Source organism: Novosphingobium decolorationis, from assembly GCF_018417475.1.
Classification (GTDB): domain Bacteria; phylum Pseudomonadota; class Alphaproteobacteria; order Sphingomonadales; family Sphingomonadaceae; genus Novosphingobium; species Novosphingobium decolorationis.
Window position 1 is genome coordinate 966,851 of the sequence record NZ_CP054856.1, and the last position, 24,446, is coordinate 991,296.

Sequence of the window (24,446 nt, forward strand, 5' to 3'; positions counted from 1 at the left end):
TTCACGAAACCGTCACAAATGTCGGTTCACACGTACGAGAGCTTGCCAATCAGCCAAATTTTTCCTTTCCGTAACAACACGATGTTGCAGACCATGGATCCGCGCGGCGCCGCTCCCGTCATGCGCCTAGAAGCGACTCTATCAGCCGTTCCAAACGCAGAACTTAACGAGTCGCTCCGCACGATTCGCGGGGCACGTGCCCACCCGGCCCCTGTCCGGGACCAGTTGAAGGGCGCGCGCCTAACAGGCCTTGGCGCGCGTTTCAACCAAAGCTCAACTGAGCCTGTTACGGAAATCCTCGTAGTCGAAGCGACGGACGCACTCGAGCGAATCGGTTTCCGAATCCCACAGCCAGATCGAGGGCAGCGCGACCCCGTTGAAGGTCGTCGTCTTGACCATCGAGTAGTGCGCCTGGTCGAGGAACGCGAAGCGCGTGCCCGGCTGCGGGTCCTTGGGGAAACGGTAGTCGCCGATGACATCGCCCGCGAGGCACGAAGGCCCCCCCAGGCGGATCGCCCCGCCTTCGCCTTCATCGACCATGCCGTGATCGGCCGCCGGGATCTCGCCCAGCATGGCCGGGCGGTAGGGCGCCTCGATCACATCGGGCATGTGGCAGGTCGCCGAAATGTCGACGATGGCGACCGGCATGCCGTTCCACCCGGTGTCGAGCACGGTGCCGACCAGGATACCCGCATCGAGCGCCACGGCCTCGCCCGGCTCGATGTAGATTTCCGCGCCGGTATCCTCGGCCATATCGGACAGGAAGGTGATCAGTTCCTCGCGCTCGTAATCGGCGCGGGTGATGTGGTGGCCGCCACCCACGTTGATCCACTTGAGCTGGCCAAAGAAGGGTTCGAGGTAGTCGAACACCTTGTCCCAGGTGCGGTCGAGCGGGCCGAAGCCCTGTTCGCACAAGTTGTGGAAGTGGATGCCGTCGACGAGCTCGACATGCTCTTCGCTGAGCTGGTCGATGGGAAAGCCCAGACGCGAATGCGGGGCGCTGGGATCGTACTTGGCGACTTCGCCCTCGGGCTGCATCGGGTTGATGCGAAGGCCGATATCGAAGGTTTCGCCGCGCGCCCGCGCGTTCGCGATGATCGCCGAGCAGCGCACGATCTGCTGGGGCGAATTGAAGATCACGTGGTCCGAGAGGCGCAGGATCTCGTCCAGTTCATCGGGCTTGTAGGCCGCGCAGTAGGTCGCGATCTCGCCGTCATAGAACTCGCTCGCCAGACGCGCTTCCCATAGCCCCGAGGTGCATACGCCATCGAGGTATTCCCCGATGATCGGAGCGGTCGACCACATCGAGAACGCCTTCAGCGCCGAAAGCACCTTGGCGCCCGAACGCTCGCCCACGTCCTGCAGGATCTGAAGGTTCGCGCGCAGCTTGGCCGCATCGACGACGAAGGCAGGGCTGTCGACGCGCGACAGATCGAAATGGGCAAAGGCGCCCGGATCACCGGCTTTGGTTTCCATGTTTCCCTAGTTCTCCAACGCGGCCAGCGCCGCGCGGAGCACGGCCGTGGCATCGTGGTCGAAACCGACCAGCAAGATAGTGTCGAAAGCTCCGGGATGTTCCCGGAGCAGATTGGCGATCGCTCCAACCGCGACCTTGGCCGCCATCGCCGCGGGATAGCCATAGACCCCGGTCGAGATTGCCGGGAACGCCAGCGTGCGCAGCCCCGCACCGCGGGCCAGGTCCAGGCTGGAGCGGTAGCATCGGGCGAGAAGCTCTGCCTCCCCCTGCCCACCGCCATGCCAGACCGGCCCTACAGTGTGGATGACCTGGCGCGCGGGAAGCTTGTAGCCTCCCGTCAAGCGCGCTTCGCCGGTCGGGCAGCCACCCAGTTCGCGGCATTCGGCCAGGAGTTCCGGCCCCGCGCCGCGGTGGATGGCGCCATCGACGCCCCCACCGCCCAGCAAGGAGGAATTCGCCGCGTTGACGATGGCATCCACCGCCAGCTGCGTGATATCCCCTTGCCAGACCTCGACACGGGTGCCGCCCAGCTCCATCGACGCGCCGCGCGCGATCAGAACGGCAGCGGTTCGGCGAGTTCCTCGACGGTCCAGGGCAGGCCCTGCTCGCCCAGCATCTCCAGGAACGGATCGGGATCGAACTGCTCCATGTTGAACACGCCCTCGCCCTTCCACTTGGCCGTCAGCAGCATGGCCGCGCCGACCATTGCGGGAACGCCGGTGGTGTAGGAGACGGCTTGGTTGCCGGTTTCCTCGAAGGCGTCTTCGTGATCGCAGATGTTCTTGATGTAGAACGTCTTCTCACCCGAGCCGTCGAGCGCTTCGCCGGTCGCGATGTCGCCGATGTTCGTCTTGCCCTTGGTGGTCGAGCCGAGCGAGCTGGGCTCGGGCAGCACGGCCTTGAGGAACTGCAGCGGCACGATCTCGACGCCGTTGTACAGGACCGGATCGATTCGGGTCATGCCCACATTCTGCAGCACGGTGAGGTGCTTGATGTACTCATCGCCAAAGGTCATCCAGAAGCGGCCGCGTTCCATCTCGGGCAGGAACTTGGCGAGGCTTTCCAGTTCCTCATGGTACATCATGTACATGTTCTTGGGGCCGACAGCCTCGAAGTCGAAGGCCTGCTTGTTCGCCATCGCCGGGGTCTCGACGAACTCGCCGTTCTCCCAGTGGCGCGCGGGCGCGGTCACTTCGCGGATGTTGATTTCCGGGTTGAAGTTGGTCGCGAAGGCCTGGCCGTGGTCACCGCCGTTGCAGTCGAGGATGTCGAGCGTGCGGATAGTCTTCAGTTTGTGCTTCTTGAGCCACATCGCGAACACGCTGGTCACGCCCGGATCGAAACCCGAACCCAGGAGGGCAGTGAGGCCGGCTTCCTTGAACTTGTCCTGGTAGGCCCACTGCCAGTGGTACTCGAACTTGGCCACGTCCTTGGGCTCGTAGTTCGCGGTGTCCATGTAGTTGACGCCGGTCGCCAGGCACGCATCCATGATCGCAAGATCCTGGTAGGGCAGCGCGAGATTGACAACGAGTTCGGGGCCGATCTGGCGGATCAAATCCGAGGTCGCCGCCACGTCGTCGGCGTCAATGGCGTACGTGTTGATCGTGACGCCGGTGCGGTCCTTGACCGATTCGGCAATCGCCTCGCACTTGGAGACCGTGCGGCTCGCAAGATGGATATCGCTGAAGATATCGGGATTCATGGCCATCTTGTGGACCGCGACCGAGCCGACGCCACCTGCGCCGATAACCAGAACCTTGCTCACCTGTCATTCTCCTTCGCCGCGAGCCGGGGAAAGGCCCGCATATAAGGGTCCTGCGTGACAACTCAACTGCGCGCCCTCCCCGATTTGCACATCAAGGTGCATGCAGGTGCGCTTTTGCAGCTGTCATAAAGCGTCCCCAAGACGTCATCGCGCGGTCACGCGAAGGCGGCACAGCGGTCATGAGACGCGACACATTCTCGCATCGGCAAAGGACATCCTGCCCGTGACCTCCCGCATGACCGCTCCCGCCACCGCCACGAAAGCCAACCTGATCGACGGCGCCGTCGTCCGCCGCGAAGCGCGCGCGGGGGCCAGGCTGCTCGACAAGGCCTTCGCGCTCGCCTTCAAGGGGCTGGTCTACGCCCAGATCTGGGAGGACCCGGTCGCGGACATGGAGGCGCTCGCGCTCGAGAGCGACAGCCGCATCCTCACCATTGCAAGCGGGGGCTGCAACGCGCTGTCCTACCTCACCGCAAACCCGGCCTCGGTAACGGTGGTGGACCTCAACACCGCGCACGTTGCGCTCAACAAGCTGAAGCACGTCGCGATCCGCGAACTCACCACCTACGCCGAACTGCGCCGGTTCATCGCCGAGGCGGACCATCCGGGCAATGTCGCAATCTACCGCGAACGGCTCGCCCCGCACCTCGACGAGACGACGCGCCGCTACTGGGAAGGGCGTGACCTTGTCGGGCGCCGCCGTATCCGCGCCTTCACGCGCGGGATCTACAAGCAGGGCCTGCTCGGCGGGTTCATCGGAGCCGCGCACATGATCGCGCGCCTCTATCGCCTCGATCCCGCCGAGATCCTGGGCGCGGAAAGCGTCGAGGAACAGCGCCGCCTGTTCGACGAGCGCTTCGCCCCCGTCTTCGAGCGCCGTCTCGTGCGCTGGCTTACCAACCATCCCGCCTCGCTCTTCGGCCTTGGCATTCCGCCGGCCCAGTACGACGCCCTGGGCGGCGAGCAGCGCATGGCCGATGTCCTGCGCGCGCGCCTCGAAAAGCTCGCCTGCGGCTTTCCGGTCAACGACAACTACTTTGCCTGGCAGGCCTTTTCGCGTGGCTATGGCCGCACCTGCGAGGCGCCGCTCCCGCCCTACCTCCAGCGCGACAATATCCAGGCTGTCCGCGACCGGCTGGACCGGGTGCAGGTCGAACATGCCAATTTCACCGAGACCGTGCGCGCGAGCGATCATGGCGCCTTCGACCGCTTCATCCTCCTCGATGCGCAGGACTGGATGAGCGACACCCAGCTCACCGACCTGTGGCACGAGATGACCCGCGTCGCTGCGCCGGGCGCGCGCGTCCTTTTCCGCACCGCGGCCGAGCCCACGCTGCTGCCGGGCCGGGTGCCCGACGCCATTCTCGATTGCTGGGACTACCGCGAGGACGAATCGCGCCGCGCGACCGAGGCGGACCGCTCCTCGATCTACGGCGGCGTCCACCTCTACGTGCGCAAGGGATAGGACCATGGCCAGCCAGCCCCGCGATCACGCGCGCCTGATGGACACGATCTACCGCTGGCAGCGGCCGATCTACGACCTGACGCGCAAGTACTACCTGTTCGGGCGCGACCGGCTGATCCGCGAACTGGACGCGGAGCCCGGGATGGCCGTCCTGGAACTGGGCTGCGGAACCGGGCGCAACCTTGCCCAGATTACTCAGGCCTGGCCCGGTGTCCGCCCGTTCGGCCTCGATATCTCGCGCGAGATGCTCAAGAGCGCGCGCAAACGCTTGGGCGGTCAGGGCGAACTGGCGCTCGGGGATGCGACGACTTTCGATCCCGTCGCGCTGTTTGGACGGGAGGGCTTCGACCGGATCGTCCTTTCCTATGCGATCTCGATGATCCCGGACTGGCAGTCCTGCGTGGCCCACGCGGCCGCCTGTCTCGCCCCGGGCGGCTCACTCCATATTGTCGACTTTGGCGATGCGGCGGGCCTTCCCCAACCCGCCCGGCGCGCGCTTCGGGCCTGGCTCATGAAGTTCCATGTCAGCCCGCGCCATGCGCTACCCGATGTTGCCCATGACCTGGCCCATGCCCATGGGCTTGCCTGTGGCATTCAGGATGGCCCCATGCGCTATTACCAGTTGGTGCGGCTGACGCGCTGAGGTTATGAGACGGGGCATGACCGAGCCCCATCTACGCCATCCGACGCACGAAGGTGTCGAACTCGCCGCCCGCAAGGTGGCCGAGATCCTGCCCGAGACACCCCTGCTCCCCCTCGACATCGAAGGCACCACGATCTGGTGCAAGGCCGAATGCCTGCAGCCCATCGGCGCCTTCAAGATTCGAGGCGCCTGGAACCGGCTGACCGATCTTGACGCCGAGGCCCGCACGCGCGGGGTTCTTGCCGTGTCGAGCGGCAACCACGCGCAAGGCATCGCCTGGGCCGCGCGCAAGCTGGGTATTGCCGCCACCATCGTCATGCCCACCGATGCGCCCGCCGTGAAGCTCGCCAACACGCGCGCACTTGGCGCCGAGGTGGTGCTCTACGACCGCCCCGGCGGCGTCAATCGTGACGAAGTCGCCCGCAAACTCTGCGCCGAGCGCGGGGCTACGCTCGTCCATCCCTTCGGCGACCCCTGGGTGATCGAGGGCCAGGGCTCGGTCGGGATCGAGATCGCGGCGCAGATGGGACACATGACCGGGCTGGGCCCCGACCGGATCGTCACCCCTTGCGGCGGCGGCGGCCTGGCTGCGGGCCTTGCACTTGCCTGCCCGGACGCAGCCATCGTCCCGGTTGAGCCCGAAGGCTGGGACGATGTCTGCCGCAGCCTTGCCGCCGGAAAGATCCTGCCCGTCGGGCCCGACGCGCCGCCAACGGCGTGCGATGCGCTGCAGACACCCGCGACGCACCCCATCAACTTCGCGGTGCTCTCGCTGCACTGCCCCTTCGGGCTGACCGTCACCCCGGCCGAAGTGCGCCGCGCCCAGCGCCTCGCCTTCGAGAAACTCCGCCTCGTCGTCGAACCGGGCGGCGCGGCCGCGCTGGCTGCCGTCCTTGCGGGCAAAGTCGAGGTCGGCCCGCAGACCGCCGTCGTCCTCTCGGGCGGCAATACCGATACACAAGCCTTCGCAAAGGTCTTGACCTCCAACGACTGACACGCGAGCCCACACCATGGACTTCAACGACCAACTGCGCCGCTACTTCGGCACCGACGATCCCACCACCATCAGCCCCGGCGCGCTCGAGAGCGGACTGGAAAAGATGAAGGTGGACCTGGGCATGGAGAAAGACCCCGGCCGCCGCTTCGCGCTCTGGGCGCTCATGCACATGTTCGGACAGGCCCCCGACCTCGACGTGGCCTTCAAGGACGAGGCCGAACGCGAGGCGGCCCGCAATTTCCTCGACCTGCTGGATCGAAGTTCCTGAGGCAGGTCCACAAGGTGTGAAGGGATGATTGCCGAGGGCCATTGCCCTCGGGCTCCCAGACCTGTCGAGTTCACCTTTGACGCGCCACCGTGGCTGGAGGCGGTGAGGTCGCCCATTCCGGGGTCAAGGGGCAATGGCCCCTTGGATGAATTCCTTCTTGTTCTCTTGCTCCTCGATTCCCGAACTTCGTCCCGCCCGATCACGGCAAAACGAAAAGAGCCCCGACTTTGCAGCCGGGGCTCTTTTCGTTTTGATCATGCCTTCCACCGCTTCGCGGCGAAGGTACGGGAAGCCTTATTCCTCGTCTTCTGCCGAGGGGCCGACCATCATCTCTTCGGAGAGGCCTTCGCGCTGGCCGCGGATCGCCTTCTCGAGCCGATCACAGACTTCCGTGTTCTCCTTAAGGAAATTCTTGGCGTTCTCGCGGCCCTGGCCGATGCGGATCGAATCGTAGCTGAACCACGAGCCCGACTTCTCGACGATACCCGCCTTCACGCCCAGATCGAGGATCTCGCCGATCTTGGAGATGCCCTCGCCGTACATGATGTCGAACTCGACCTGCTTGAAGGGCGGGGCCACCTTGTTCTTCACCACCTTCACGCGGGTCGAGTTGCCGATGATGTCGTCACGATCCTTGATCTGGCCGGTGCGACGAATGTCGAGACGGACCGAGGCGTAGAACTTGAGCGCGTTACCGCCCGTCGTCGTCTCCGGGTTGCCGTACATGACACCGATCTTCATGCGCAGCTGGTTGATGAAGATCACCATGCACTTGGAACGGTTGATCGAGCCGGTCAGCTTGCGCAGCGACTGGCTCATCAGGCGGGCCTGGAGGCCGACGTGGCTGTCGCCCATCTCGCCTTCGATTTCCGCGCGGGGAACGAGCGCGGCGACCGAGTCTACCACCAGCACGTCGATCGCGTTCGAGCGCACCAGGGTGTCGGTGATCTCCAGCGCCTGCTCACCGGTGTCCGGCTGCGAAACGACCAGCTCATCGATGTCCACGCCCAGCTTCTTGGCGTAGACCGGATCAAGCGCGTGCTCGGCATCGACGAACGCCGCCGTGCCGCCATTCTTCTGCGCCTCGGCAATGACGTGCAGCGCGAGCGTGGTCTTGCCCGAGCTTTCCGGGCCGTACACCTCGATCACGCGGCCCTTGGGCAGGCCGCCGATGCCGAGTGCGATGTCGAGCCCCAGCGAGCCGGTCGAGATCGCCTCGACCTGCATCGTTTCCTTCGAGCCCAGCTTCATAGCCGAGCCCTTGCCAAACGCACGGTCGATCTGTGCGAGTGCCGCGTCGAGCGCCTTCTGACGGTCCATCGCGTCCTTTTCCTTGCCTTCCTGGATCAGCTTGAGCTGAGCAGCCATAAAACTTCCCCTGTGCTACCGGGCTGACCGGAAAGGTCAACGTCACCGAGGACTATGTATTCCATTTGTTCTCCGCGAACAAGATGAGAACATCTGCATTTGAACAAATTTTAACCGCCTGCCGGTGGGCGTGCAGCGGGCCGCATCGACCATCCACATGGCGCAGGCACGCACGCTCTGGCCGCACGTAACCCCGCTCCTAAACCTTCCGAAACGGGGACTTTTCGGCGGCGCACACCTCCACCACCCTCGGATGATCGCCTGTACGCCTTCGCCCACTTGCGCCACTCACAGCCCGCCAGCACCGGTCACCAAGGCCCGCACATCATGGCCACAGCGACACGGATCCACGAACCGTCCGTTTCCACAGTTTCGAACAGAGGCGCGCGGAGTCGGCGCTACTTTGCGGTGCGGGCGAGAACCTCACCGACCTTTTCGGAGAGCTGCTGCACCGAAAACGGCTTGGGCATGAACCAGGCATTGGCGAGCCCGATTTCCTTGCGCAATTGCTCCTCGGCATAGCCGGACATGAACAGCACCGGCATGCCCGGCACGATGGCGCGGATCTCGCGCGCCATGCCGGGTCCGTCGAGGCTGGGCATGACGACGTCGGAGACGACCAGGTCAAATCCGCCCCCGGCCGCGATCACGTCCTCGACCTTGGCAAGGCCGTCCTCGCCATCCTCGGCGCAGGTCACTTCGTAGCCCTGGCGCACCAGCGCACGCTCGGCGATGATCCGGACGGTCACTTCGTCCTCGACGAGCAGGATGCGCCCGCCCCCGGCCCACTGGCTCGGCTCGGTCTCGGCCTGCGCTTCGGGTGCGTCGGCCTCCACCTGCGCGCCCGGAGCGGGATGGTAGACGGGCAGGTAGACCACGAAGCGCGTGCCCTTGCCCGGTTCGCTTTCGGCGAAGATGAAGCCGCCCGACTGCTTGACGATGCCATAGACGGTGGAGAGCCCAAGGCCGGTGCCCTTGCCCTGCTCCTTGGTGGTGAAGAACGGCTCGAAAATCTTGCCGATGACCTCGGGCGGAATGCCGCCGCCCGTATCCTCGACAATAAGCGCGGTGTAGTCACCCGCCGGGATGATCTCGCTGCGCGAGGTGCGCGCGTCGCTTGTCAGGACCTTGCGGGTGGAGAGGGTGAGCTTGCCCGATCCATCGCCGCGCCCCTGCATCGCATCGCGCGCATTGACGCACAGGTTGACGATCACCTGCTCCAACTGCGTGGGGTCGGCGCGCACGGGGCCCAGATCACGGTCGTGCTTGACCACCAGTTCGATCTTCTCACCAATGAGGCGGCGCAGCATCTGCGAGACGTCGGCCACCACGTCGGGCAGCTGGAGCACTTCCGGGCGCAGCGTCTGCTGGCGCGAGAAGGCAAGAAGCTGGCGCGTCAGCGAGGCCGCCCGGTTGGAATTGGCCCGGATCTGCTGGATGTCGTCGTAGTCGGAATCGCCGGGCGTATGGCGCATCAGCATAAGATCGCAGGTGCCCAGGATAGCGGTCAGCACGTTATTGAAATCGTGGGCAACACCGCCCGCCAACTGGCCCACGGCCTGCATCTTGGTCGCCTGCGCGACCTGGCGCTTGAGCCGGGTTTCCTCCGAGGTATCCGTGAGCCCCAGGAGAACCGCCGCATCGCCCAGCCCCCGCACACCGGCAAGGCTGAGCGAGACCGGATCCTCCGCCTGTGCGGACAGGCGCACGGCAATGTCGCCTGCGCTGGACGGACCTTGCGCAAAGCGGCGGATCGCCTCGGAGAGCGCCCTCTTGTCCTCGCGCACGACGAGGTCGGTGGGATAAGTCGGTGCGTCCTCGCCCTCACGGCCAGCCGCGCGCATGAACGCCGAATTGGCAAAGAGCAGGCGGCCATCGCGATCCGCCATGGCAAGCCCCAGCGGAAGCTGCGCCAGAAGCGCTTCCAGGTGCGGTGAAGCCCCGCTGCCTCCGGCGCGCGCGCCGATCCCCTGCGAGGCGGGAACCGCCAGCATCAGCGACGGCGTCGTCGTCTCGTCGAGCGGGTCGGGCGTATCGGGATCGGCGACCGGCACGGCGTAGAGAACCATCGGCTCGCCATGGCTTTCGCTGCGGGCCCAGCTGATCGTGTCGTTCTCGTCACGGGCGAGAAGTTCGATGAAGTCGGTTCCGGCAAGGCTTGCCTCGGGATCGCCCGCCGCCTGTTCGGCAAAGAGCGCGCTGGCCGCGCGGATCGTGCCATCCGGCTCGACCAGCGCGGCGGCGATTCCCCCCCGTGCCAGCCCCCGGCCAAGGCCGCCTTCGAGATGCTGCGCGAAGCCTCCGACAAGATCGGGCGCGGACTGGGGCGTGAAGGTCCAGATCAGGAAATCGTCACCGCGCCCGGCCCGGCGCAGCTGCGCGGTCCAGAGCGGAGCACCGAGCCCAGCCGGGGCCTCGGCCGCGACATCGCACGTGGCCTGTCCGTCGCGCAGGGCCATGCGCGTCGCCTGGGCGAGGCGCTCCTGCGAGGCCGCATCGAGCGCTAGCATCGGCGGCGCGCTCGCGACCCCGAACTGGCTCTCAAAGATGGTGTTGGCGCAAGTCAGCCGCCCGGCCCTGTCGGTAATCGCGACGGCCACGTCCGGACGCTCGATCGCGGCGACCGTCACCGACCAGTCGGGCTGGGCAAAATCGGGGCTGGCGACTTCGCCGCCGCGCCGGGACAGAACGAAGGCCAGTCCTGCAAAAACGAGCATGGCTCCGCCAAAGACCGCGCTGAGCACTGGATCGCGGGCCAGGACCCAGACCAGGGCGAGGCTGGCGGCAAGAGCACCGACCACGACCAGCACATCGATCAGGGAGCGGCGGTTTGCAGGCTGCGGCGTATCCTCGGCTGAGATCACTCGTCCTGTTCCGTCCTCATGTCCGGCGGCGTGCGCCCACGCTTGCCCGGCTTGCGCAGGCGGCGCTCGCGCTGCTTATGCCCGATCCAGTACCGCCATACCCAACCCGCGACAAGATAGCCCAGCGCCGAGCTGACGATGGCAAGGATGACGAAGCCGAGCGCGGCCTGGCCTGCGGAATGGGCAAACCAGTTGACATCGTTCCACACGCTGCTGCCCTGCGCGGCGGCCTGCACCACCTCATCGGCGCTTCCCGGCTTCAGGAAGAAGTGCCCGACGCGGTTCGCGACCACGAACCAGAAGGGCAGGGTCAGCGGGTTGGTCACGAAAGTGAGGAGCGCGGCGACCGCCACGTTCGCGCGGGCCGGAAAGGCCAGCAGGCAGGCCAGGAAGATCTGCCCGATCGGGATGATGAAGGCTGCGAACAGGCCTAGCGCCACGCCGCGTGGCACCGAACGGCGGGTAAAGCGCCAGAGCTCGGGGCTGAGCGCGCGTCCCGCGACCGGCGCGAGCCACTTGTTCCCCGCCACGTCTTCACGGCTCGGCATGCGCTTTTGCAGCGCCGCCGAAATCCGGTGGAGGAGAGATCCCTGGCTCACGAGACCAAACCGCTCTCAAGACCCAAGCGCAGGTCCGCGCGGCTCATGGCCGCGATCTGATCCTGGGCCGGCGCCTGCCGGTCAAACCGGCGTGCCTGGCGCCCGAAGGCGGTGATCATCCGTGTTCTCGCAGCAAGCGGCCCTGTTCGCGCTTCCAGTCCCGCTCCTTGACCGTGTTGCGCTTGTCGGCGGCGTTCTTGCCCTTGGCGAGCGCGAGTTCGACTTTCGCACGCCCCCGGCTGTTGAAGTAGACCGAGAGCGGCACCAGGGTCAGGCCCTTGCGCTCCACCGCGCCCTGCAGGCGCGCGATCTCGCGCTCGTGCAGCAGGAGCTTGCGCGGACGCTTGGGCTCGTGGTTGAACCGGTTGCCGTGGCTGAACTCGGGCACGTTGGCGTTGATCAGCCAGCATTCCCCGCCGCTGATCTCGGCGTAGGATTCGGCGATCGAGCCTTCGCCAAAGCGCAGGGACTTCACCTCGGTGCCTGTCAGCGCGATTCCGGCCTCGAACTTTTCCTCGATATGGTAATCGAAGCGGGCCCGGCGGTTTTCGGCGACGGTCTTGGTCTTGTCGAATGTAGTGCGTTGCGGACGTGCCATGGTGAAGGCGCATGTAGTGATGCGCGCGGCAAAAAGAAACGGCTGAAAACGATTAGCCCGACTTTGGGAGGACATGCCCCTCACGCGCCTGCCGAAAATTGCCCGGGGCAAGGCCGGCAGCCTCTCGCCTGGCGGACAGGGCACGCCCTTCCCCACATGAAGAGCCCCCCCCTCCGCCGCTCTATCAAGCTCATGAAAGTGAGACTGGATTTCAGAAAGGGCCAGGCTAATCTGACCGTGGCGGCCATGGGGGACCGGCCAGGGGGATCTTTTTTCGATATGCCAGCATACAGCCGTCAGATTCGGTGCACGGTGGCGCGCTTCGTGGGCGCCGGTCTTCTTATCGCCGCCGTGCCGACGTTGGGCTCCGCGTCCGCCCTCGCCGCAGCGCCCGAGCCGCCCGCGCTCGATGCCTATGGCGACCTTCCCGCTGTTGTCGACATCGCCATATCGCCGGACGGCACCCGGACCGCCTCGATCCGCTACTCCGGCGGACAGTTCTGGCTGGTCGTTCTCGATTCGCAGATCCAGCCGATCGAGCGCGTACCGATGGGCACCAACAAGTTTCGAGGCCTGACCTGGGCCGACGACGAGACGATCCTCATCACCAACTCGGCGACGGTGTCGCTGGGCATGAATTTCACCGCGTCCAAATACGAGATGACCGGCACGATCATCGTTCCGCTCAATCCCGATAACGCCACCGGGCTTGTCTTTGGCAACACGCGCAGGGTCGCGGACACCACGCGCGGGGCGCATGGCATCCGCCGGGTCGATGGCAGGACCATCGGCTACTACGGGGGGATCGAACTGGGTGTACGCGGGATGGGCGATCCGCAGTTCCTCCACGGCCGCCCGACACTCTACGCCGTGGATCTGGCTCGCAACCGGGTAGACCTTGCCGCGCGCGCAGCCAGTGAGGATCACCGGCGCGACTGGCTGGTCGACGGCCAGGGCGTGGTCGCAGCCACGCTCGACATCAATACCCGCACCGGCGCCTGGGACATCGTCAATGCGCAGGGCGACGAACTGGCCCGGGGCAATGATCCGACCCATGGCGCGGGCCTCATCGCCTTTGGCAAGGACGGGCGCACCATCGTCTATGGGCTGCGTGACCAGGAAGGCCGCGACCGCTGGTTCGAGGTTCCCCTCGCAGGCGGCGAACCCGTCGAATACCTGCCCAATATCGCCATCGAACGGTTGTACACAGATCCGCGCAACGGACAGATCATGGGCTACCGCGAAGCGGGCGAGAGCGCGAAGACGGTCATGTTCGATCCCCAGCTCGACACCAAGCTGGCGTTGATCTTCAAGGCCTTTCCCGGTCGCAACCCTCGCCTCCAGGACTGGACGGCGAACCTCGACCAGGTGCTTGTCCATACCGAAGGCAACGCCGACAGCGGCACCTGGTACTGGGTCGACGTTCCCGGCCGCAGGGCCGAAGCCATTGGCAACGACCGCCCCGCAATCGACACCGCGCAGGTCGGCCCGGTTTCCGCGTTCGCATACACCGCGGGGGACGGCCTAAAGCTCGATGGCGTGCTCAGCCTGCCTCCGGGCCGCGAGGCGCGCGACCTGCCGCTTGTGGTCTTGCCCCACGGCGGTCCGCACGCCAGCGACGAGGTCGGCTTCGATTGGTGGGCCCAGGCCTTCGCCTCACGCGGCTATGCCGTATTCCAGCCCAACTTTCGAGGCTCGACCGGCCGAACGGCCGAACTGCGCAATGCCGGACATGGCCAGTGGGGCCGCGCCATGCAAACCGACATTTCCGATGGCGTACAAGCGCTCGCCGAGAAAGGGATCATCGACCCAACACGGGCCTGCATCGTGGGCGCAAGCTACGGCGGCTATGCCGCGCTCGCGGGGGTCACGCTGCAACAGGGCCTCTACCGCTGCGCGGCCTCGGTCGCGGGGGTCTCGGACATTTCTCTCATGTACCGCACCGACGTCTACGAGAGCGGAGGCTCGCGCATGGTACGCAATTCCCTCCAGGAGGACCTGGGCGACAGGGGCGATTTCGATGCGATCTCGCCGCGCCGCCATGCCGAGGATGCCGACGCCCCGATCCTGCTTGTGCACGGCAAGGACGATACAGTCGTACCCTTCGAACAGAGCAGCAAGATGGCCGATGCGCTCAAGGATGCGGGCAAACCCCATGAGGTCGTGGTGCTCGACGAAGAGGACCACTGGCTTTCGCGCGCCGAGACCCGAAAGGCCATGCTGAAAGCCGTGGTCGGCTTCGTGGCCAGGCACAACCCGGCGGACTGATCCCGAAAAAGCCGGCGGACTGATCCCGAAATCGAGTAGGGGGGCGCCTCACGGCGCCCCCCTCTCACACCACCGGACGTACGTACTGCGTATCACGGCGGTTTCCGGTACGGTTTAAGGCGGCATGTTGGAGAGCGAGGCTTGAGAGACCTGCCTGATCGAACCATGCGTTGGGCATGCCGTGGGCGGCCTGAGGGCTGCCCGACAGGCGCCACCAGCCCTTTCCCGAGAGCGCGAAGATCCAAGCCTGCCATTCTGGGACGCCGTTTTCCCTTAAGAAAGTGGCGATCGTCATGGTGCGCTTGCACTGTTTGAGCCGGACGCAGCGAAGCTTGCGCCGGAGCCAGCTGTCGATCTCGCGCAAAACCGTCTGAGCCCGGGCGTGTCGGTAGTAGGTGACCCACCCTGTAGTGAAGGCATTGGTCTGTGCGATCATCGCCGCGAGGCTGATGCCTCGGTTGCGGCGCGTAATCGCCCTGAGCCGCTCCTTCAGCCGCGTGAGACTTTTGTTCGCTATGCTCAAAAAGCCTCCCGCTGTCAGACGGTGGCCGAGGAAGGTACGTTCCCGGACGTGTGCAACCGCGCTCTTGGCCTGATTGACGCGGAGTCGGAGCTTGCCTTCCAGCAAGGCGGTAACCGAAGCCATGACGCGCTCCCCCGCTGCCTGTGACCGTACATAGATGTTACAGTCGTCGGCGTAGCGGCAGAACCGGTGGCCCCGGCGTTCGAGCTCCTTGTCGAGGTCATCCAGAATGAGGTTAGCGATCAGCGGCGAGAGAGGGCCGCCTTGCGGGGTCCCCTCCTGCCGTTCGACGTGCACACCACCCGACAGCATCCCGGCCTGTAGAAACCGGCGGATGATGACGAGCAGGCGTGGGTCGGCGATGTGCCGGGCCAGACGGGCCATGACGATGTCGTGGTTCACCCGATCAAAGAATTTCTCCAGGTCGAGGTCTACGACGATCGCATAGCCGTCCCGCACATAGTCCCGGGCCTGACGCAGCGCATCGTGTGCGCCGCGTCCGGGGCGGAACCCAAAACTCGATGCCGAGAATGTCGGATCAAGGACGGGATCCGGACTTGCAGTATCGCCTGTTGTACCAGCCGGTCGACAGCCGTCGGAATGCCCAGCTGGCGCACCTTTCCCGCCGGGTTTGGGAATTTCAACTCCGCGCACCAGGCTTGGACGGTAAGTACCGTCGAGTAACGAGGCGATCAGCCTCTCACGGTTTCCTGCAATCCAGTCACGCAGGTCGGGGACGGTCATCCCGTCCACGCCCGGCGCCCCCTTGTTCGCTTTCACCCGCTTGTAGGCTTGGTTCAGGTTGGCCGAGCTGGCCACCTCCTCCATCACGTAACGCGTCAAGGCGAGGCTCGGCCCATGCCGTGGGTGATTGCCGCTCCTCGATCGTCCCAGCGCCAGTTCCGCCTTTGCCGGTGACGTCGTGGCCAAGCGATGCCTTCAGGGCTTCATCGAAGAAGTCCTGCTGCTTCCCGCTACCTTGCTGCCGCTCCACACCCATCGAATGTGCCCAGTCTTGCTCCTTGGGTACCGAATTTGGTCCTTCGCCGGCTTGCGCCCGCTACTATGACCGCTGCTGACTTCTCCGGGCCCATCCAGCAACATCACTGCCGCTGTTCTCCGGATCGTCCGGAGAGGCCAGGAGATCTCCCGGGGTAAGACGTTGATCCTTCACTCGGTCGCTGCCGGATTTACCAATGCGCGCGTCTGTCTGGCTATCGGACATCCCCATCCATTGCTGGGTTATCCCGCCGCACCGGCCTTCTATCCGATTCCTGTTCGTCAGCTCCGAGCTTTGCCTCCGGCTTCCTCCCCACCCCGCCTCGCGGCGACGCAGTTGCCTTCAGCTAGCAGTTCCCACCAGCAGGCCTGCAAAGGACTTACACCTCCTGCATCAACGCCGTGCCCGGCACACAAAGAAGGGGGCGACCTTGCGGCGCCCCCTTTTTCATTTTCAGTGTCTGGCCTGTAGGCTCAGAGCAGTCCGGCGTGAACCAGCGCTTCGTCCACGGCCTTGCGGGCGGTGTCGTTGCAGGGGACGAGCGGCAGGCGCAGTTCGTTCTCCATCCAGTCGTGGACCTGCGCCAGCGCATACTTGCACGGCCCCGGCGAGCTGTCCTCAAACATGGCGTAGTGCAGCGGGTAGAGCTTGTCGTTGAGTTCGCGCGCACGGGCCAGATCATTGGCCGCACAGGCCGCCTGGAACTCGGCGCACAGGGCCGGTGCGACGTTCGCCGTCACCGAGATGCAGCCCGAACCGCCCGCCGCGTTGAAGGGCAGCGCCAGTTCATCATCGCCCGAAAGCATGCAGAAGTCCTTGCCGATCCCCATGCGGTGGTCGGTCACGCGGCTGAGGTCGCCGCTTGCATCCTTGATGCCGATGATCTTGCCGGGATAGCGGCGCGCCAGCTCGCACACGGTCTCGGGCTTGAGGTCCGAGACCGTGCGGCCCGGCACGTTGTAGAGCAGGATCGGCAGCTCGGCATGCTCGGCCAGATAGGCGAAGTGCGCGAAGAGGCCTTCCTGGCTCGGCTTGTTGTAGTAGGGCGCGACCACGAGGGCCGCGGTGGCCCCGCACTTCTTCGAGAAATTCATGTGGAGAAGTGCGTTCATCGTGTCGTTGCTGCCGCAGCCCGCAATGACCGGAACCCGGCCCGCGGCCTGCTCGATGCAGACTTCAATGACGCGGTGGTGCTCGGCGTTGGAAAGCGTGGAATTCTCACCCGTCGTGCCGCACGGCACGAGCGCCGAGGAACCGCTTTCGATCTGCCAGTCGACCAGGCGGCGAAACGCCGCTTCATCGAACGCACCGTCGCGAAACGGTGTGACAAGTGCCGGTATGGACCCCGAGAACATGGACTTTACCCCTAGTGATGCGCAAGTGTTCGGATCAGCCAGCGGGAACATGTCCCGCCGCCAAGCCTTACGTTCAGGGCCTGATAAGGAGCCACCCTCCACGATGTCCAGTATGTTGCGAGTTTCTTCTCTCCTGGCGACGGTTGCGCTCGGCGCACTCCCCTCGCCCTCCATGGCCCAGGAAACGGCCCAGGAGGCCCGGGAATGGGACCTTGCGCGGGCCCGCCAGTCCCAGGACATCGACATTCGCGTCCACCAATCAATCGACGATTGGCGCCGCGTGGTGGCCAGCGACCGACTCGATTTCGGGACTTACGCCAGCTTCCTGCTCACCTATCCGGGCTATCCGCAGGAAGAGAAGATTCGCGGCTACGCCGAAAAGGCGATGCTGCGCGAATCGCCTGAGCCGCGCACCGTGCTCTCCTTCTTTGACCGCTTCCCTCCGCTCGGCAACGAAGCGGCTGGCCGTTATGCCACCGCGCTCGCCGCCGTGCGCCGCGACGACGCTCTCGACAAGGCCCGCGCGGCCTGGCGCGGCGGCGACCTGACCGAGAACGCGGAAACCACCCTGCTCTCCCTCTACCGGAACCAGTTTACCCCGGCCGATCACGACGCGCGCATGGATGCGCTCCTGTGGCAGGGCCAGACACCGCAGGCCGAACGGCAGATCTCGTTCGTCTCCCCTGCGCGCCGCGCCGTTTTCATGGAGCGCCTCGCCCTGCTCCAGGGAACCGCGCCCGGCACGCTCGGCCTGGATCTTCCCAGCGATGTCACGACCGATCCCGGCTACGCCTTCAACCGCGTCTCGCAGGCGCGTCGCAACGGCGACCTGCCCGGCGCGATCGCCTTTCTCGTCGATCGCCCCAAGCTGCGCGGGCCGGTGCCCGAGCCCGAAAAATGGGTGCGCGAACTTCTGACCGCCGCACGCGGCACCGGCCCGTCGAACGCGGTCGCCATCGCCGCCTCGATCGACGATGCCTTCGCGCCCGGAACCGACATCTCCCGTCTCTCCTACCGCCTGCGCGACGATTACACTTCGCTGGTATGGCTGGGCGGAACCAAGGCGCTGTGGTCGCTGGGCGATGCGCGCCGCGCCGCGCCGCTGTTCTACCGATACGGTGCAGCCGCGCAGACACCCGGCACCCGCTCCAAGGGCTTCTACTGGGCCGGACGCGCGCTCTCCAAGGCGGGCGATGAAAGCGGCGCACGCCGCTACTTCGAGATGGCCGCGCAGTACCCGCACTATTTCTACGGCCAGCTCTCGCTCGAACGCCTTGGCCGTCCGCTGCCCGATCTCGATACCCGCTCCAGCGCGCAGCCCACACCGGCCCAGCGCGCCGAATTCAACGCCAGGCCCATCACCAAGGCCGTGCGTGACGTGGCCCGCAGCGCCGAGTGGCGCACCGGCGTCCAGTTCTTCCGCGAGATCGCAGGCCAGGCCGAGACCGAGGTCGAGCACAAGCTCGTCGCCGACCTTGCCCGCGAGATCGGCCGGCGCGACCTGGCCGTGATCCTGGGCCAGAGCGCGCACGGCGAAGGCCACGATGCCTTCGGCGCCGTCGCCTTCCCGACCATGCCAATCCCTTCGGGCGCGGACTGGACCATGGCCCACGCCCTCACCCGGCAGGAAAGCCAGTTTGCCCAGAACGCAATCAGCCATGCCGGCGCACGCGGGTTGATGCAGCTCATGCCCGCAACCGCGCGCGAAACCGCGGGCAAGCTGGGCCTTTCCTATTCGGTCGACAAGCTGACGGCCGATCCGGTCTACAACATCCAGCTGGGCACCGGCTTCTTCGCGCGCATGATGGATTACTACGGCGGCGCCCGTCCGCTGGCGATTGCCGCGTACAACGCAGGGCCGGGCAACGTGAACAAGTGGCTGCGCGCCAACGGCGATCCACGCAAGGGCGAGATCGAATGGGTCGACTGGATCGAGCAGATCCCGTTCTACGAGACCAAGAACTACGTCATGCGCGTGCTCGAGAACGCGACCGTCTACGATGCCATGTACCCGGACAAGGCGGACTATCGGGGCCCCAACCTGACCTCGAAGCTCATGGGCAAGCGTACGCCGGGTTAAGAAAAAGAAGGACGATTCAAGGGGCCATCGCCCCTTGACCCCATAACTGGGAACCTCACCAATCTCAGCCAGCGCGGCCCGCAAAAGGTGAGGTCGACAGTTTGGGGAGGCCGAGGGCGATGGCCCTCGGAATGATCCTTTTCGTCTTCAAACCAGCGGCGTCAGTTTATAAAGCTTCGCCCCGTGCCCCGGCAGCTGCGCCGAGACCGCGCCCTTCACATCGCCCCTATCCTGGCGTTCCCAGAGGTCACGCAGCACGAAGCTGCCGACAAGCCCCACCCTGTCGAGCGGGACCGAAACTTCGCGCGCTTCGGGCGCGAGGTTGAAGAGCGCCAGGTAGATCGCGAAACCGCGCTCGTCCCGCGCCGTCCAGACCTTGAGGCCGTCCTCCAGGAAGTGCGGCGCGTTCGCGGTCGAGTTCTGGTTGACGCCGAGCACCTCGGGATTGGTCAGCAGCGCCAGGGTCGCCGCATCAAGATAGCGCAGGTCCCCGCCCATGATGAGCGGCGAGCGGGCGATCGACCACAGCGTCATCAGCGTGGCCTGTTCGTCGGGCGTGAACTTGGTGTCCCGGTCACCCAGCGCGAGGCGCCCGAGCGGCAGCATGTCAGCATCCGGCCAGGAGCCCGGCCCCATCCACATGTTCCAGTTCTCGAGCCGGGTGAACTGCGCGGCAAGCAGGCCCCAATCGTCCCAGAAGTCGTCCGAGATGCGCCACATCTGCGCGTGCTGGCGCACATGGCCTCCACGCGGCACCGGCGTCTCGCCCGGCGAGAGGCTGAGCACCATCGGACGGCCGCAACGTGCAATGGCCTTGGCCGCCGCCTCGATTTCGGGCGCATGGGCATCGTAGGGGCGGCTCATGTCGTCCATCTTGATGAAGTCGACGCCCCAGCTCGCGTACATCCGGAAAAGCCCGTCGTAGTACTCCTGCGCGCCGGGCCTGGTCATGTCGACGCCGTACATGTCCGGGTTCCATGGGCAGACGCTGGAGGTATCGGCGATGTCGCGTGCGGTGTAGGGCGTGCCCTCGATCGGCAGGTCCAGCTTCACGGCATGGCGCGCGATCCCGCGCATGACGTGGATGCCGAACTTGAGACCGAGTGCATGGACCTTGGCGGCCAGCGGCGCGAAGCCCTGCCCCTCCCTGGCGGACGGGAAGCGATTGGGTGCAGGCTGGAGACGTGCATGGGCATCGAGCGCGGGCACCGGGTTGGGATTGTAGGAGTAGCTCGTCGCGTCGGGCTCGTACCACTGGATATCCACGGTGAAGACATCGTAGCCGAAGGGCAGCAGCTTCTCGGCCATGATGGCCGCCGTTTCAAGGCACTGCTCCTCGTTGATCGTGCCCGCAAAGCTGTTCCAGCTGTTCCAGCCCATCGGCGGCCTCGGCGCGAGATCGGTGACCGGGGCCAGCGTGCCCGCCTGCGCACCCGCGCCACCTTTCGCCTGCCCCTTTGCCCCTGTCGCTGCGAGGGCAGACAGCGACACCGCGCCCGCGACGACGCCGGAAAGGCCCGCTGCGGCCTGGAGGGCCTTGCGGCGCGAAAGGTCGATGCTCGTCTTCGTCATGTCCGGTCCTTGCTCCCGTGAACTCTCCCGCACCTTTTGTCCGACTAATAACCGGATCGCAAGCCGGGGACGAAGATCGCAAGCCATCTTGGCCCCGCCTCTCCCGCGCCGTATGACGGGGCCCATGAAACCCGAAGGCCCGCCGATCACCCCTGCCGGATTTGCCGCCCTGCGCGCGCGCTACGACCACCTCCTGGGTAAGGAGCGCCCCGAGATCGTCGAGATCGTCTCGTGGGCCGCGGGCAACGGCGACCGCTCGGAAAACGGGGACTACCTCTACGGCCGCAAGCGCATGCGCGAGATCGACCGCGAACTGGGCTACCTCGCCCGGCGCATGAAGAAGGTGCGCGTGATCGACCCGGCCCGCCAGGTCGAGCGGGGCAAGGTCTTCTTCGGCGCGACTGTCGAACTGGCCGATGAGGACGACGAACGCATGGTCGTGACCCTTGTCGGGGACGATGAGCAGGACGCCAGCCAGGGCCGCATCGGCTGGAGCGCCCCCCTCACCAAGGCGCTTCGCGGCGCGGCCATCGGCGACCTGCGCACGGTGCGCCTGCCGTCGGGCGCGAAGGAATGGGAAGTCATGACCATCACTTACCCCGAAGACCGGCTGCCGTGACACGCGCCAGGTCGATGGTCCTGGCTCTGTTGGGGGCGGTCTGTGGCGCAGCGCTCGCCACACCGGCCTCGGCGCGCGAGAGCCTGGGGCTCTATGGCGACTGGGGCGTGTTCCGCGATCCGGTGGTGCCGCGCTGCTATGCCATTGCCAAGGCCGCACCCAGCCAGCTCTGGCGCGATTACGAGCCGTTTGCCGCGATCGGCACCTGGCCCAAGCGCGGACAGCGCAACCAGCTGCATTTCCGCGTCTCGCGCGCGATGGCCAAGGACAGCGCGATCTCGCTTCGGATCGGATCGGAGCGCTTTCGCCTGATCGGCGGCGGCGGCGATGCCTGGCCTGTCGACGATGCCGAGAACGCGGCGATCATCGCGGCCATGCGCGCCGCGCCGCGCATGACGCTGAGCGCGACCGGCGCGAAGGGCGGGCGTTTCTCCAATACCTGGGAGCTTCAGGGCGCCGCCTCGGCCATCGACTCCGCTCTGCTGGGCTGCGCGCGCCTGCGCTGATGCCGGGACGCCCCAAAGCGAAAAAGGGCGAGACCTTTCGATCCCGCCCTTTCCGCTCGGTGGTCGTGAAACCGGTTCAGATCAGAAGCGCACGCCCACGCCGGCCATGACCTGGTGACGGTCGAAGTCGACATCGAAGCGCGAGCTGTCGGGAATGTCGGCGCCATAGTCGATCTCGGCGCGGCCATAATTGGAGTAGCGGTACTCGACCTTCGCGAAGACGTTGTTGGTCACCGCCTGCTCGACACCGGCACCGATGCGCCAACCGTCGGCGTCGACATCGCGCTCGTAGCGGGTGCCTTCGAACGCGTTGTTCACGTCGAACTTGGCGTTGGTGTAACCACCCTTGGCGTAGATCATGGTCGAAGGGCTGACGATGTAACCCGCGCGCAGGCCCGCGTAGATGTCGCGGCTGGCGCTGACATCGCCGATGCCGAAGCCACCGAAGTTGCCGTCCTCGAAATCGGTGTCGCCGGTCGACCAGGTGATTTCCGCCTCGGGGCCGACCACGAAGCGTTCGCCAATCTTGAGGTCGTAACCCGCGCCCACGCCGTAGCTGAAGCCATCCATGCCCTCGTCGTTGTCGAACTGGGGCATGTCATCGATGCTGCTGCCGGCTTCCACGCGGTCATAGCCGCCCAGAGCCTCGACGTGGAAACCCTCGAAGGGACCGACCGGACCGACATTCTGCGCCATCGCGGGGGTTGCGAGCGCGGTGGTTCCGGCGGCGAGAGCAAACACGATCTTCTTCATTCTCAAACTCCAGTCTTGTTGTCCTGTTGCAGGTTGCGACCCGCATGGACCTGTCAAATGCGAGAGCGAGCCAGGCAGTTTCATTAACGTAAGACAACGAAATCACTGATGTTTTTAGGCCACACTGGATCGACGAGACGCATTTTGGGCGCGATGGATTCCGGGAACGGAAGGGGCAGAAGCGGCGTTCGCGAGGCCATCTTTCGCTCGGGCCCCAAATCGGGTATAGGCGGGCTCAATCATGACAGACACGAATTCCCTGCCCTCCGGGGGGATCATGACGATCCCCGGCCCGAACGAACCGATGCCCGTCCCGCGCCCGACGCTGGTCGACGGGGTGACCCCGCGCGAAGATGGCCGCACCGATCTCATCGGCCTGCCCAAGACCCGCATCGCCGAACTGTTCGAGACCGCCGGTCTCGACAAGAAGGCGGCCAAGCTGCGCGCCAAGCAGGTCTACCACTGGCTCTACCACCGCGGCGTGACCGAGTTCGAGGCGATGACCGACATCGCCAAGACCATGCGCCCCTGGCTGGCCGAGCGTTTCGTGGTCGGCCGCCCGGAAATCGTGCAGGCCCAGCATTCCAGTGACGGCACCCGCAAGTGGCTGCTGCGCACCGCCGACAACCACGATTACGAGATGGTCTTCATTCCCGATGCGGACCGCGGCACACTGTGCGTGTCTTCGCAGGTCGGCTGCACGCTGAACTGCCGCTTCTGCCACACCGGCACGATGCGCCTCGTGCGCAACCTGACGGTGGGCGAAATCGTGGGTCAGGTCATGCTCGCACGTGACGCGCTGGGCGAATGGCCCAAGTCCGCCTCGGACACGCGCCTTGCCACCATGGCAGGCCTCGACGAGGACGAGGATGAAGGCTCGTACAGCGCGGACGGGCGCCTGCTCACCAACATCGTGATGATGGGCATGGGCGAACCGCTCTACAACTTCGACAACGTGCGCGATGCGCTCAAGCTCGTGATGGACGGCGATGGCCTTGCCCTCTCGCGCCGCCGCATCACGCTCTCGACCTCGGGCGTGATCCCGCAGATCGAACGTTGCGGCCAGGAAATCAGCGTCAACCTTGCAGTCTCGCTTCACGCGGTGACCAAGGAAGTGCGCGACGAGATCGTGCCGATCAACAAGAAGTACGGCATCGAGGACCTGCTGCAGGCCTGCGCCGACTACCCCGGCGCCAGCAACGCGCGGCGCATCACCTTCGAATACGTGATGCTCAAGGACAAGAACGACAGCGACGAGGACGCGCGCGAACTGGTCCGCCTGCTCAAGAAGTACAAGCTGCCCGCCAAGGTGAACCTCATCCCGTTCAACCCCTGGCCGGGCGCGGCCTATGAATGCTCGACGCCCGAGCGCATCAAGTCGTTTTCCAACATCGTCTTCGAGGCGGGTATCTCGGCACCTGTGCGCACCCCGCGCGGGCGCGACATCGACGCGGCCTGCGGCCAGCTCAAGACCGCCGCCAAGAAGATGAGCCGCGCCGAGATCGACCGCCTCTACGCCGAAAAGGACAAGGAAGTGGTCGAGGAACTGGCGCAGCTTCCCGAGTAATGAAGACAGGATTCAAGGGGTCATCACCCCTTGACCCCAAAATGGGCGACCTCACCAGTCTCGGCCAAGGTGGCGCGCGGGCCGTGAGCTAGACAGTTTGGGGAGCCCGAGGGCGATGGCCCTCGGATCTATTCCCCAGCCATGCAAAAAGGGCGGCCG

At 65.6% G+C, this 24,446-nt stretch carries 21 protein-coding genes; 9 read left to right on the forward strand and 12 right to left on the reverse strand.

Annotated features, from left to right (window positions below; genetic code table 11):
• Positions 1-273: 273 nt before the first annotated feature.
• The 3 genes from HT578_RS04465 to HT578_RS04475 are packed head-to-tail and all read right to left on the reverse strand — an operon-like array spanning position 274 to position 3,242.
• Positions 274-1,476, reverse strand: a complete 1,203-nt coding sequence (locus HT578_RS04465; RefSeq protein ID WP_213502327.1) for a carboxynorspermidine decarboxylase — start codon at positions 1,474-1,476, stop codon at positions 274-276.
• A 6-nt stretch (positions 1,477-1,482) separates the two neighbouring features.
• Positions 1,483-2,013 carry an O-acetyl-ADP-ribose deacetylase gene (locus tag HT578_RS04470; protein ID WP_213502328.1) on the reverse strand — a complete coding sequence of 177 codons (531 nt, stop codon included), beginning with the start codon at positions 2,011-2,013 and terminating at the stop codon, positions 1,483-1,485.
• 17 nt (positions 2,014-2,030) lie between these two features.
• Positions 2,031-3,242, reverse strand: coding sequence for a saccharopine dehydrogenase family protein (locus HT578_RS04475; RefSeq protein ID WP_213502329.1), 1,212 nt, complete (start codon positions 3,240-3,242; stop codon positions 2,031-2,033).
• Positions 3,243-3,477: 235 nt separating this feature from the next.
• Here HT578_RS04475 and HT578_RS04480 point away from each other — a divergent pair, with 235 nt between their 5' ends.
• The 4 genes from HT578_RS04480 to HT578_RS04495 are packed head-to-tail and all read left to right on the forward strand — an operon-like array spanning position 3,478 to position 6,615.
• The gene (locus HT578_RS04480; protein ID WP_213504033.1) at positions 3,478-4,707 is read left to right on the forward strand and encodes a BtaA family protein; all 1,230 of its coding nucleotides are present in this window, start codon (positions 3,478-3,480) and stop codon (positions 4,705-4,707) included.
• A gap of 4 nt (positions 4,708-4,711) precedes the next feature.
• On the forward strand, positions 4,712-5,350 hold the full coding sequence (locus HT578_RS04485) for a class I SAM-dependent methyltransferase (protein ID WP_213502330.1): 639 nt from the start codon (positions 4,712-4,714) through the stop codon (positions 5,348-5,350).
• A 16-nt stretch (positions 5,351-5,366) separates the two neighbouring features.
• Complete coding sequence (locus HT578_RS04490; RefSeq protein WP_213502331.1) at positions 5,367-6,344, forward strand: threonine ammonia-lyase; 978 nt, start codon at positions 5,367-5,369, stop codon at positions 6,342-6,344.
• A 16-nt stretch (positions 6,345-6,360) separates the two neighbouring features.
• Positions 6,361-6,615: a hypothetical protein gene (locus tag HT578_RS04495; RefSeq protein ID WP_213502332.1), complete on the forward strand. Its 255-nt coding sequence runs from the start codon at positions 6,361-6,363 to the stop codon at positions 6,613-6,615.
• 294 nt (positions 6,616-6,909) lie between these two features.
• Here HT578_RS04495 and recA read toward each other — a convergent pair whose 3' ends face one another.
• The 5 genes from recA to smpB all read right to left on the reverse strand — a co-directional run bounded on the left by recA (position 6,910) and on the right by smpB (position 12,044).
• Entirely contained in the window at positions 6,910-7,983 is a 1,074-nt protein-coding gene (gene recA / locus HT578_RS04500) for a recombinase RecA (protein ID WP_039392757.1), read from the reverse strand.
• Between the two features lie 398 nt (positions 7,984-8,381).
• Positions 8,382-10,847 (reverse strand): hybrid sensor histidine kinase/response regulator, encoded by a 2,466-nt coding sequence (locus HT578_RS04505; RefSeq protein WP_239026478.1) that lies wholly within the window; start codon positions 10,845-10,847, stop codon positions 8,382-8,384.
• Positions 10,844-11,395 carry a DUF2062 domain-containing protein gene (locus HT578_RS04510; RefSeq protein ID WP_052322448.1) on the reverse strand — a complete coding sequence of 184 codons (552 nt, stop codon included), beginning with the start codon at positions 11,393-11,395 and terminating at the stop codon, positions 10,844-10,846. Before HT578_RS04510 ends, HT578_RS04505 begins: the two co-directional genes overlap by 4 nt.
• A 47-nt stretch (positions 11,396-11,442) precedes the next feature.
• Entirely contained in the window at positions 11,443-11,565 is a 123-nt protein-coding gene (locus HT578_RS22370; RefSeq protein WP_277884191.1) for a hypothetical protein, read from the reverse strand.
• Positions 11,562-12,044: an SsrA-binding protein SmpB gene (gene smpB, locus HT578_RS04515; RefSeq protein ID WP_213502333.1), complete on the reverse strand. Its 483-nt coding sequence runs from the start codon at positions 12,042-12,044 to the stop codon at positions 11,562-11,564. Before smpB ends, HT578_RS22370 begins: the two co-directional genes overlap by 4 nt.
• A gap of 279 nt (positions 12,045-12,323) precedes the next feature.
• Between smpB and HT578_RS04520 the strand changes: the two genes are divergently transcribed.
• A complete protein-coding gene (locus HT578_RS04520; protein WP_213502334.1) occupies positions 12,324-14,312 on the forward strand; it encodes an alpha/beta hydrolase family protein in 1,989 nt (662 codons plus the stop codon).
• Between the two features lie 64 nt (positions 14,313-14,376).
• Here the strand turns inward: HT578_RS04520 and ltrA are convergent, their stop codons facing one another.
• Both ltrA and dapA read right to left on the reverse strand, forming a co-directional pair.
• Entirely contained in the window at positions 14,377-15,678 is a 1,302-nt protein-coding gene (gene ltrA, locus HT578_RS04525) for a group II intron reverse transcriptase/maturase (RefSeq protein ID WP_213502335.1), read from the reverse strand.
• A 630-nt stretch (positions 15,679-16,308) separates the two neighbouring features.
• A complete protein-coding gene (gene dapA / locus HT578_RS04530) occupies positions 16,309-17,190 on the reverse strand; it encodes a 4-hydroxy-tetrahydrodipicolinate synthase (protein ID WP_039392755.1) in 882 nt (293 codons plus the stop codon).
• A 103-nt stretch (positions 17,191-17,293) separates the two neighbouring features.
• On the opposite strand from dapA, the gene HT578_RS04535 reads away from it, so the two are divergent.
• Positions 17,294-19,270, forward strand: a complete 1,977-nt coding sequence (locus HT578_RS04535; protein WP_213502336.1) for a lytic transglycosylase domain-containing protein — start codon at positions 17,294-17,296, stop codon at positions 19,268-19,270.
• Positions 19,271-19,417: 147 nt separating this feature from the next.
• On the opposite strand, the gene HT578_RS04540 is transcribed toward HT578_RS04535, so the two are convergent.
• The gene (locus HT578_RS04540) at positions 19,418-20,842 is read right to left on the reverse strand and encodes a glycoside hydrolase family 27 protein (protein ID WP_213502337.1); all 1,425 of its coding nucleotides are present in this window, start codon (positions 20,840-20,842) and stop codon (positions 19,418-19,420) included.
• Between the two features lie 124 nt (positions 20,843-20,966).
• Here HT578_RS04540 and HT578_RS04545 point away from each other — a divergent pair, with 124 nt between their 5' ends.
• Both HT578_RS04545 and HT578_RS04550 read left to right on the forward strand, forming a co-directional pair.
• Positions 20,967-21,461, forward strand: a complete 495-nt coding sequence (locus tag HT578_RS04545) for a GreA/GreB family elongation factor (protein ID WP_039392753.1) — start codon at positions 20,967-20,969, stop codon at positions 21,459-21,461.
• Complete coding sequence (locus tag HT578_RS04550; RefSeq protein WP_338422166.1) at positions 21,458-21,967, forward strand: hypothetical protein; 510 nt, start codon at positions 21,458-21,460, stop codon at positions 21,965-21,967. Before HT578_RS04545 ends, HT578_RS04550 begins: the two co-directional genes overlap by 4 nt.
• Positions 21,968-22,048: 81 nt before the next feature.
• On the opposite strand, the gene HT578_RS04555 is transcribed toward HT578_RS04550, so the two are convergent.
• On the reverse strand, positions 22,049-22,720 hold the full coding sequence (locus tag HT578_RS04555) for an outer membrane protein (protein ID WP_039392752.1): 672 nt from the start codon (positions 22,718-22,720) through the stop codon (positions 22,049-22,051).
• Between the two features lie 241 nt (positions 22,721-22,961).
• Between HT578_RS04555 and rlmN the strand changes: the two genes are divergently transcribed.
• The gene (rlmN, locus tag HT578_RS04560; RefSeq protein ID WP_213502338.1) at positions 22,962-24,287 is read left to right on the forward strand and encodes a dual-specificity RNA methyltransferase RlmN; all 1,326 of its coding nucleotides are present in this window, start codon (positions 22,962-22,964) and stop codon (positions 24,285-24,287) included.
• The last annotated feature ends 159 nt before the right edge of the window (positions 24,288-24,446 follow it).